Here is a 2711-nt window from a genome sequence, read left to right on the forward strand (position 1 = left end):
CGTGGTGTTGCCGAGCTTGCGCGAGAGCAGCGCGCCGTTGGCGTCGTAGGCGTATTTGAGTGTCGTCGATCCCGTCACCGCCTGGGCGAGCTGGGTGTTGGTGCTCGTGTAGGTGTAGGTGGTCGAGGTCGCTCCCCCGTTGACCAGCGAACGGGTCAGCCGGTTGCCGGCGGCATCATAGGTATAGCTGTCGTTGCCATAGGTACCCACCCCGTTCGTGACCCGCCCGACCAGATCATACTGGAAGGTTTGCGTCAGGCTGGGAGTCACCCCATCGGTTAGGCTGGCGATGTGGCTGGCCGCATCGTAGCCGATGGTGAGATCCTGAGCGGCGCCGGCCTGGATCCGGGTCAACCGGTAATCCTGGTCGTAGCTGTAGGTCATCTGCACGCCGTTGCCCTGCGCCAGGGCGTTCATCGAGCCGAACGGCAGGTATTGCCCTCCCGAGGCAAGCGTCACCGTCGAAGCCGTGACGTTCAGCTTGCTTGTGATGCCAACGACGCGGCCTTGCGCATCGCGTTGGTAGCTGACGAGCAGCCCGGAGGGATAGGTGATCTGGGTCAGGTTCTTATCCAGGTCGTAGCCATATCCGGCTGCATACTGAATAGAGGAGATTGTCCGATTTTCGCTGACCACATTGCCGTGTATACTTTCAGACTTTCTTTTTGTTTGACGCAAAAAGCACTCCGCCCGAGATGGCGAAGGCGAACGCTGCGAAATACAGCCACGTCAATTCCGGTTGCTCACACTCGGTTAGATAAACGACAGTACCGTGATTGTTGATTGGGTAAGTCCTTCCGAATTCAGGTCGAGGATCGCGCGGCAGCACATTGCTGTAATAAACTATCAATCCGGCATGGAATGCAAAGGAACCCAATCCCAACGCAATCAAGAGCACCGCAGCAAACCGTTTCACCAGATATGCCCAATGGGGGTAACGTTGGTCGTCGTAACTGTGTCCGCTCCGCCCTCGCCCAACCCAGCCCCAAGCGTAATCCCCGCTCCGGCTATGGATCGACCGTTAGCTCCTTTCCCAAAAAAACCATCGCCCGACGCATGCGGTCCCCAACCTCCTCCAAGGCTAACGTTGTTGAAGGGACCGTTCAAGTCGTCAATTGAGCATGCGTTGGGCGAGTAGGCAACTGATACTCCTCCTGAAACATCTGCCCCCACCCCAAGTCCTCCGCCAGCAGCGTAGTAAGTACCGAGCGCGCCTGTACCATCAATCGCAAGCCCAGCCGAGAACTGTACAACTACTGGGCCGAATTGGAAATTCAACGCAAGACCCAGCTGTCCGGTCCAAAGACCAAGAGGATCAATTAGGCTAACCGGGTTGCCTAAAGCATATGCATACAGATTGATACCGCCGTTGAGCCCGATCGGGTCTGGCTCGATGTAGCGGCCGGTGGCTGGGCGCGTAGTCGCGGAAGTAGTTGTAGTAGAGAGCGCTGGTCGGGTCCTCCTGCTGGCCGGGGAAGCGTTGCGGATTGGCGCTGGTGGCGCCGACCGGCTGGGAGACGGTGTTGCCGAAGATGCCGGCGACACGCTGCCAGGCGACGGCCGCGGGCGACCCGTACAGCATCTTCTGCGGCTGGGACACCTGGTCATTCAGGATGTAGAAGACATCGCCGGCCAGGTTCTCGATGGCGAACGGCTTGCCCTCCGCAATCACCGAACCGGAGTACCAACAAACAAATTGCCTGCAACGACGGTCTAACCGGGTGTGGCGCTACCGAGTTATATCTCCTCACTTTCGACAATTAGGCCTCTGCGGCCCGATGTATCGGCCCCTTGTCAGGGGCAGAGTAGCTTAACCGGCGCGCCATCCTTCAAGAGATAGGCTTCCCTGCACTGCCTACCATCTACTTGTACTTCGCGCGAGCCCACGTCAAACGCATGAAAGAACTCTGCAAACGAGGTATGACCATCACCGTTCCAATCCATATCTTGCCACGAAAATCCCTTCCCGAATGTCTGATCGGCAACGATCGCCAAAGGAATTGCAGCAATGATAGCGAGAATGAGGATTCCACGTTTTTGCAGAGCCTTCCCCCTTACTGGTATGGAGTCCACGGTGCACTTGGAACCCACCAAGGCGCTTTGTCGGCTGGATTGGCAGGATAGTAGTTGTAGTTATTCCCATTCGCTAGTCCGTCAAAGACCAGGTTGTCTCTGATTTGTGACGGTGTTGGTGTGAAGGCCCCGAACGGATACCCAAGCTCTTCCAAACCATGCTGAAGTGGATCAGTACAATTAGAGGAGAACTTATCATAGGAATGATCTTTTCCGTAACTTCTTAGGCCGCCCTCTAGTTGATTTTCCTGAGCGTGGGTCAAGCTTAAGGGGAAACCCAAAGCGTCCCTGAACTTGTTTCGATCCAGATAGTCATCCTTTGGTTCAATCGCCATTCCGTTCGTGTTCCACGAATAGACTGTACCATTGATATTGACTGCGACATGGCCAAAAGATGAGGCGAACCAGCCAACGGGCTTGAAGAAGATGGCTTCTGTATAGAGCCCAAACCGATCCACCCGCCGGGTGGGATTCCCTTCGACGTATGTATACAAATTGATACCGCCATTGAGCCCGATCGGGTCTGGCTCTATGTAGCGGCCGGTGGCTGGGTCGTAGTCGCGGAAGTAGTTGTAGTAGAGAGCGCTGGTCGGGTCCTCCTGCTGGCCGGGGAAGCGTTGCGGATTGGCGCTGGTGGC

At 56.4% G+C, this 2711-nt stretch carries 4 protein-coding genes and 1 pseudogene; all 5 read right to left on the bottom strand.

The annotated features are described in order from the left end of the window. Nucleotides 1-678 (bottom strand): annotated as a pseudogene (locus NKJ77_RS32280) (RHS repeat domain-containing protein); the annotation flags it as partial. After that, a complete protein-coding gene (locus NKJ77_RS32285) occupies nucleotides 653-916 on the bottom strand; it encodes a hypothetical protein (protein WP_196815110.1) in 264 nt (87 codons plus the stop codon). The gene NKJ77_RS32285 and the pseudogene NKJ77_RS32280, both read right to left, overlap by 26 nt. Then, nucleotides 913-1395 (bottom strand): RHS repeat-associated core domain-containing protein, encoded by a 483-nt coding sequence (locus NKJ77_RS32290; protein ID WP_352536384.1) that lies wholly within the window; start codon nucleotides 1393-1395, stop codon nucleotides 913-915. The genes NKJ77_RS32285 and NKJ77_RS32290 overlap by 4 nt, the downstream gene beginning before the upstream one ends. Beyond that, nucleotides 1325-1672: a hypothetical protein gene (locus NKJ77_RS32295; protein WP_352498959.1), complete on the bottom strand. Its 348-nt coding sequence runs from the start codon at nucleotides 1670-1672 to the stop codon at nucleotides 1325-1327. Before NKJ77_RS32295 ends, NKJ77_RS32290 begins: the two co-directional genes overlap by 71 nt. 382 nt (nucleotides 1673-2054) lie before the next feature. Beyond that, a partial coding sequence (locus NKJ77_RS32300; RefSeq protein ID WP_352536383.1) for an RHS repeat-associated core domain-containing protein occupies nucleotides 2055-2711 on the bottom strand: 657 nt, incomplete at its 5' end.

The organism is Mesorhizobium sp. M0052 (assembly GCF_040323255.1).
Taxonomy (GTDB): domain Bacteria; phylum Pseudomonadota; class Alphaproteobacteria; order Rhizobiales; family Rhizobiaceae; genus Mesorhizobium.